The organism is Parahaliea maris, assembly GCF_008064665.1.
GTDB lineage: Bacteria > Pseudomonadota > Gammaproteobacteria > Pseudomonadales > Halieaceae > Parahaliea > Parahaliea maris.
In genome coordinates, this window is record NZ_VRZA01000014.1 from 21,176 (window position 1) to 28,633 (window position 7,458).

The 7,458-nt window shown below is 59.9% G+C and carries 5 protein-coding genes; 2 read left to right on the top strand and 3 right to left on the bottom strand.

Going from position 1 to position 7,458, the window contains the following annotated elements; all coding sequences use genetic code 11:
* Positions 1 to 35 precede the first annotated feature (35 nt).
* Positions 36 to 1,862 (bottom strand): TolC family outer membrane protein, encoded by a 1,827-nt coding sequence (locus FV139_RS21335; protein ID WP_148070440.1) that lies wholly within the window; start codon positions 1,860 to 1,862, stop codon positions 36 to 38.
* 289 nt (positions 1,863 to 2,151) lie between these two features.
* Between FV139_RS21335 and FV139_RS20895 the strand changes: the two genes are divergently transcribed.
* A complete protein-coding gene (locus tag FV139_RS20895) occupies positions 2,152 to 2,847 on the top strand; it encodes a transglutaminase-like cysteine peptidase (RefSeq protein ID WP_213004194.1) in 696 nt (231 codons plus the stop codon).
* A gap of 25 nt (positions 2,848 to 2,872) precedes the next feature.
* Positions 2,873 to 4,792, top strand: coding sequence for a bifunctional diguanylate cyclase/phosphodiesterase (locus FV139_RS20900; protein ID WP_148070441.1), 1,920 nt, complete (start codon positions 2,873 to 2,875; stop codon positions 4,790 to 4,792).
* 40 nt (positions 4,793 to 4,832) lie between these two features.
* Here FV139_RS20900 and FV139_RS20905 read toward each other — a convergent pair whose 3' ends face one another.
* The gene (locus FV139_RS20905) at positions 4,833 to 5,147 is read right to left on the bottom strand and encodes a tryptophan synthase subunit beta like protein (protein WP_148070442.1); all 315 of its coding nucleotides are present in this window, start codon (positions 5,145 to 5,147) and stop codon (positions 4,833 to 4,835) included.
* Positions 5,148 to 5,239: 92 nt separating this feature from the next.
* The coding region (locus tag FV139_RS20910; protein WP_148070443.1) for a type I secretion C-terminal target domain-containing protein at positions 5,240 to 7,458 on the bottom strand (2,219 nt) is incomplete at its 5' end.

Below are 7,458 nucleotides of genomic sequence, written 5' to 3' on the forward strand. Positions count from 1 at the left end.
CCTGGGCGCGGTTTTTTTAGTCCGGCAGGACCGTGTTACATCATTCCCTCAACACCGGCGCCATCCAGAATCAGCTCTACCCGGCGGTTCTTGGCACGCCCCTCTGCAGTGGCGTTGTCGGCAACAGGACGGGTTTCACCGTAACCGATGGCTGTAATCTGGCTCGGGTTCACACCGTGCTTGTCGATCATCATCTGGCGTACGGCATTGGCGCGACGGTCAGACAGCCACTGGTTGTAGGCATCTTCACCACTGCTGTCGGCATGCCCTTCGACACTGGCCATGACACCGGGGTTCTCCGCGAGGAACTTGGCCGCACGGGTAATCTCGGCATCGAAGTCATGGGTGATCACCGAGGAGTTGAGGGCAAACTGCACCTGCAACTCAACGGACACCTTGCCTTCACCGGCGTCACGATAACGGGCGTTACCGGCGGTCAGGCTGGCGAACAGCGCTTCCTTGTCGATCTCGACCGCAGGCGGCGGCTCCGGAGGACACAGGGGCTGGCTGTTTTCGTCGTCGTCGCGGGACATGTCCATATTGAGCTTGGCAATCTGGTCCGCATTCAGGCTCTGCATGTCCAGGGCGCTCAGCAGCACGCCCATGTTGGCCAGGGTGCGGGCCTGGGCGCCGGCGAGATCAGCCCGTGCGCTGACATAGGCACGCTGGGTGTCGAAGTATTCGTTCTGGGAGTCCAACAGGTCCAGCAGGGTGCGCTGACCCAGGTCGAACTGGTCCTGGTAGGCCCGGCGGGTCTTGTCCTGGGCCAGTTGGTTGCGCTCCAGGAAGATCACCTGTTGCTCCAGGGCCTGGATGTCATTGAAGGCGATCATGGTGTTCTGGCGCACATTGAGACAGGCCTGCTTGCGCTGTTCGATCGCGGAATTGTAGCGATTGTAAAACTCACGCTTGCGGGCACTGTCGGAACCACCGCGGAACAGGTTGTAGCTCGCGACCAGCTCAACAGCTTCCAGGTCGTAGCGCCCTTCCAGGCCGTCGGTGTCGTGCTCGATCTCATTGCGGTAGCGCAGGTCCAGGCGCGGCATGAACGGTGAATTGGTCTGGTTCAGCGCCGCTTGGGAGGCGCGCAGGTTCTCGATGGCGGCATTGATTTCCGGGGCCTGCTCGTAGGCCATATTCAGGGCCGAGGAACGCAGTTCCGGGATCATGCTGGACGGGATGGTGGGAATCGTCAGGCCGTCGGCCGGCAAATCGCCAATCACGCGCTGGAAGCGGGCCTGCACATCATGCAGGTTGGTCATTTCGGTCAGCAGGTTGGACTCCGCCAGGGCGACACGGGCTGCCGCCTGTTCCAGGTCGACACCCTGGCTAACTCCGCCGCCGGTCCGCTCGGCGATCTTGTCGTAGACCTCGCGGTGTACGATGTAATTGTCCTGGGCAAACTGCACCAGTTGCTGAAAGCGCGCAGCGTCGAGGTAGGCCTGGGCGGCCTCGAGGCCGATTTCCTGGGATGCGCGTTGCAGGTTGTAGTACTGGGTGCGCTTTTCAAAGTCCAGTCGGCGTACTTCCTCGCGGGTGGAGAAACCGTCGAACAGCATCTGGGTGATGCTGAAGCGAACGGCGTCGCGGGAGTAGTCGTCGAAGTCGATCAGCGGTGTTTCCCGATCTTCACGACCGATATCGGCATTTATGTCCACACTGGGGTAATAACCCCCTTCCGCCACCCGCTGCGCTTCGCGGCTGGCTTCGAAGTCGTACCAGTTGGCAACAACGCGTGGATTGCTGGTGACCGCCTGCTTGATGGCTTGCTCGAAATCGGCGATCGGCTCCGCATGTACCGCAAGGCTACTTGCCCCCAGCATGCCTGCGATTGCCCCTACCCACTTGCGATGACCTATCATGATGTCTTCCTTGTTAGGCTGTGTTTTAGTATCGCGGCATCCTGCCGCATTCGGACATTCCTCATTCGAGTATAAGACATTCCGGCAAAATGGCTGCGTGATTCAGGCCAGATATGAACTACATCACAAATTTGCCCCCGTTTTTGTCCCATTCGGGTCAAATTACGATCCACAGCGACTCGACTACACTACACTTTCGTGCACGCTAACAGTCAATCCCGGCCCTGCGGCCTGAAGGGGACTGTGGAGTGTTACCGGGGTGAACACTCACTTTACTACAGTGGATTCAATGGATTTCAGGCCGCTGACATTACGCTCGTACCTGCCGCCAGGGGGCCTTTGGGTTGCCGTGGTGCTGGCCTGCTCGGTTCTGTCAGTCCTGGCAAACGTCGACCTGGACCGTATGCAGAGCCTGGCCCAGAGCCGTTATGGCCCCAACACGGCGCAAACCGTGGCCGACTGGCGAGGGTTGATCGACCAGATATCACCAATGCCCGAGGAACAGAAGGTCGAGCGGGTGAATGCCTTCTTCAACCGGCGAATCCGCTGGCAGGAGGATGTCGCTATCTGGCAACAGAACGACTACTGGGCGACCCCCCTCGAAACGATGGCCCGACGGACTGGCGACTGCGAGGATTTCAGCATCGCCAAGTACATGACCTTACTGCTGGCCGGAGTGGATATCGAAAAACTGCGGATCACATACGTCAAGGCGCAGATGGGTGGCTCACTGGGCACGAATTACCAGGCTCACATGGTCCTGGCCTATTACCCCACCCCTTCAGCCGACCCGCTGATTCTGGACAACATGATCGACCAGGTTCGCCCGGCCTCCCGCCGACCGGACCTGAAACCGGTGTTCGGCTTTAACAGCAAAGGATTGTGGGTCGGCGGTGCCGCGTCACCCGCCACCAAGGATCCGGGCGCCAAGCTGTCACGCTGGCGCGACCTGCTGCAGCGGATGGCCGCTGACGGCCTGGGTTAAACCCTGTCAGGAGACGGAGTAGAGCATGTCACTTTTCAAACAACTCTGGATAGCCATCATCTTTCTGCTGGTGCTCGTATTCGGCGGCAGCTTCGTGGTGAACAGCCTGTCGGCCAAGCGCTACCTCGAGCAGCAGCTCTACATGAAGAACTCCGACAACGCCACGGCTCTCGCACTGTCGCTGACCCAGCAGGATGCCGACCCGGTATTACTGGAGCTCACGCTGTCTGCCCAGTACGACACCGGTCACTACGAAATGATCGAGCTGGTCGACCCGGAGGGCAATGTCATCATCCGCCGGGTGGACAGCCAGACCATCACCGATGCGCCCGGCTGGTTTATGAGCCTGCTTCCCATCGAGGTGGAAGCGGGCCAGGCTGAGGTGCAGAAGGGCTGGCAACAGGTAGGCACCCTGACCCTGCGCAGTCACTCCCGCTTCGCCTACCGGGAACTGTGGAAAAGCACCCAGAAGCTGGCCCTGGTGTTCCTGGTAGCGATGATCCTGGCCGGCCTTCTGGGTAATTACCTGCTGCGTATCATCCTGCGCCCGCTGGACGACGTGGTCACCCAGGCGGAGGCCATTGGAGAGCGTCGCTTCATCACCATCGATGAGCCCTACACTCTGGAATTCCGCAAGGTTGTCGCGGCCATGAACAACCTGTCGGCACGTATCCAGAAAGTACTGAGAGAAGAAGCACGCCGGCTGGAGAAATGGCAACGCCAGGCCCACATCGACAAGGTGACCGGCCTGACCAACCGCGAGCCCTTCATGCAGACACTGGAGGCCGCTCTGGAGAGCGATGACGTCAATGCCACTGGCTCTCTGGTGTTACTGCGCGTCAGCGGGCTGGCGCAACTGAACCAGCTTTACGGCCGCAAGACCATCGACGGCCTGCTGAGCGATATCGGCAAGGCGCTCAACGGGATCGTGGCCACCCACAGCCGCTGGGCCTCCTCCCGCCTGAATGGCTCAGACTTCGCCCTGCTGGCCCCGCGCTCCAGTGAGCCAGGCGGCGTAGCCCGGGAAATACAGGAGGCCGTGCGCGAGGTCTTCATCAATCGCAGCATGGAATCTGAAATCACCCTTCCGGTGGCGACAACGGTGTACGTTCATGGTGAGACCATCGCCGAGTTGATGACCCGCCTCGATGGCGCGCTTCTGTCGGCGGAAAAAGCCGGTCAGTCGGAAGTCTCCATCGCCTACAAGGGTGACGTCCAGATGCTCCCGATGCGGGAACAGATGAAACTGTGGCGCAATATACTCCAGCAGTCGTTCCGCCAGGAAAAATTCGCCCTGGCCGCGTTCCCCGTGGTGGACCTGAAAAACAAGCTCATTCACCTGGAGTGCCCGGCACGATTGGAATGGGACGGCGAGACCATGGCTGCCGGTACCTTCCTGCCCTGGGTGAACCGGCTGGAGATGTCCAGCGAACTGGACCAACACGTCATCGATCTCGCCCTGAGGATGATCACCATCCGCGACAAGCCACTGGCTATCAACCTCTCGGTTGCCGCGGTGGTCGAACCCGGCTTTCCGATGTGGATGAGCGAGCGGCTCTCCTCCCACCCCAGCGCCGCCGCCATGCTGTGGATGGAAGTGCCCGAGGCCATGGCCTTCCGCCACCTGGACAACTTCAAGCGGCTTTGCGAGCGGGCCAAGGCCTACGGGGCCAGGATGGGTATAGAACACGTGGGCCATCAGCTGTCGGAAATCGGCCAGCTTCACGACGTCGGCCTCGACTACCTGAAGGTCGATGCCTCCTTCGTACGCGATGTCGACTCCAACGTCGCCAACCAGACCCTGTTGCGGACCCTGTGTACCGTGGGCCACTCGGTGGGTGTCAAGGTATTCGCTGAAGGGGTACGCAGTGAGGATGAACGCAAGATGCTGAAGGAACTGGGAATCGACGGGGTAACCGGCCCATTCGTTCAGGATCACGAGTAGCGGTCAGGCCCCGTATTGCACGGGGCTAAATGATACAGCGCTAGTCGTCCCCGATCAGGTCAAGTTTGCCCGTCATATGGCTCCGCAAGCGCTGGCGATGCAGCATCTTGTCCTGCGCGGACTGGGGAAGGTCGGTAAACAGAATGACGCCCTTGGCCACCAGCAGCTCGACCACGTCCTCCAGCACCCGCACAAAATCCTGGTCCGTGGCGCTGATCTGCAGAGCATCACCGCCAGCGGTTGCCAGAAAGACATGCAGGTCAGGATCGTCTGAAGCCACGGCTTCGTAGCCCTCAGTGGGCAATTGACTCACAGTGACGATGGCCCCGCTGTCATCGCGCAGTACAAATGGCATACAACTTCCCCCAGCTCAGTGTCACGTACAACACTCAATAAAAAATCCCTGCCCCTCTCGAAGAGGCAGGGATCGATCATAGCCCAGATCGCTCACTGATCGACAGTCAGCTTCCCGCTATCCAGCATGTTCTGGATGATGGAGGCCATATCATCGTGACCGGTGACCAGGTCGATGCCTTCGAGGGTGATGGTCTGGTCGACCAGGTTGGCGTCACCGCCATTGCCCTTGAGCTCGCCAGAGCTGCTTACCTGGATCACCGTATCAACGCCGTCCGAAGTGACATTGAGATAAGTCGTCAGGTCAGCACCTTCAAGCTCCTCGCCCTGCAGCAGATCACGCAGGTCGAGGCGGTCACTACCGCTGTCGCCAAAGCCGCTGATGGTGACGTCAGGGTCGGATTGCGCGTCCACCAGATCGAATGCGAACACGTCGTCCCCGTCCGTCGCCAGTAAACGGTCGGTTTCTTCATCCTGCGATCCGGATTCCTCCACAACCGGGGATTGCTCCGTTGTGCCAAAGCCGAGCCGACCAAAACTGGCGGGAGCACTGCTGGAGGCCGACCCCAGTGCTGGATCAATCACGACGGTGAAGTCGTCCATCACCACATCGCCATCGGCATCCTCACCCGTCACCGTAAAGGTAATGTCCTCGCCCTCTGGCAAAATGATTTTGGACAGGGTGGCCGCGGTAATACGCATCTGGCCAGACACCCAGGTCAGGGTGACCTCATTGAACTGGAAGGACTCATTGGTAACATCGTCCGTAACGCCGGAGATCACAATGGGCGCATTCTTGCCGACAGTCCCGTTGAACGTCGAGGTCTCACCCGTCAAGGTATTGGTCACCGTGGCCTGGTAGGTACCGCCATTGTGGTTGTTGGAAAACGAGACCGAATCCACCAGGTTGGCATTGGCTGGGGTTGGCGTGTCATCCCCCACCGTTCCCGGATCGAAGAACTGGAACGTCAGGAATTCGGGAACGCCATCGACCGTTCCATCCAGGATGTTGTTCTCAACACCCGATCCCGGTGTACTGGAGTTCACTCCGGACCCGTTGGCGTTGACCTCGATAAGTCCCCCGGGTGTTTCCACAAACGGGATGGGGCCCCCGGGAGTCAGGCCAGTGAGGCTGATGGTCTGCTGGGTGGATGCCTCTGGAGTGATCAGCGTAAAGCTGTACTGGCCGCTGGCATCGACCATCACTTCGAATATCTCAACTGAGGGATCACTCGAGGAGACAGCAGTCAGGGTCGTCACCAGGGTGTCACCGGAACCAGTGGTTTCCGAGATGTAGGTAACCCCTTCCAGCGGCTCGCCGGCAAGACCGATGCTGCTCCAGCCGTCAGCCCCGCTGAGGAAGCCGGCGTTGAGCAGGACGCCGGTAGTGGCACCTGCTGTGTTGGCAACCGGTGCGGGGTCGAGGAAATCGCCCACTTCAGGCACATCGTCGATGGAACCGATATCAAAGACACCGGTCGCGGTCAGACCGGCCTCATCCGTTGCAATCACCTCGATGGTTCCAAGGTTCAGGATATTGTTGCCACCGGCCAGCACGTTTGCCAGCGGGCTGAGCAGGGTCATTTCCACTTCAACCTGGTCCCCGCCCAGGTCTGTCAGGGTCAGCACTACGGCATCCTCACCGTTGATAGTCCCCGTGATGGTCTGGCCGTCGGGGCTCTTGGTCCACACGATCTCGTCCGGAGCCGCCCCATTGGTATCGCCATTGAGCGTTGCAACGAAATTGTCGCTGAACGCAAAGCTGACAATGTCCGTGCTTCCCGCAGTGAACTGCAGGGTTTCGGAACGCGAGGCCATACCATCGTCGCGCAGTTCGAATTCAGGGACGTCTGCGAGTTCAGCTGGTTCCTCGACAGTCGGACCTTCATTGTCGATCACGTCGATGGTCAGGGTGGCGTTGGACAGGTCGCCATCACCATCCCTGATGGTATAGGTAAACACGTCCTGGACGCCGCCTTCATCCGGCCCCGCCGTACGGTTATAGCTGTAGGAACCATCCGCTGCGATCGACAGAGTACCGTAGGCACCAACGATCACCGCTCCCACGGTGACGGGCAGGCCTGAGGTCGCATCGTCGTAATTGGCGTTGGTATCGCCAGTCACTACGCCCACCACAGACACACCATCGGCGCCAGGGACATCGTTTTCGGTAACGACATTACCGGAAACCGGAGTCACCAGATTCACGCTGTTGGTATCGTCGTTCGCCGTCGGCACATCGTCCACGATCTGCACCGACAGGGTATCGCTGTCGCTGTCGCCCTGCGGGTCAACTACGGAGACCGCGAAGT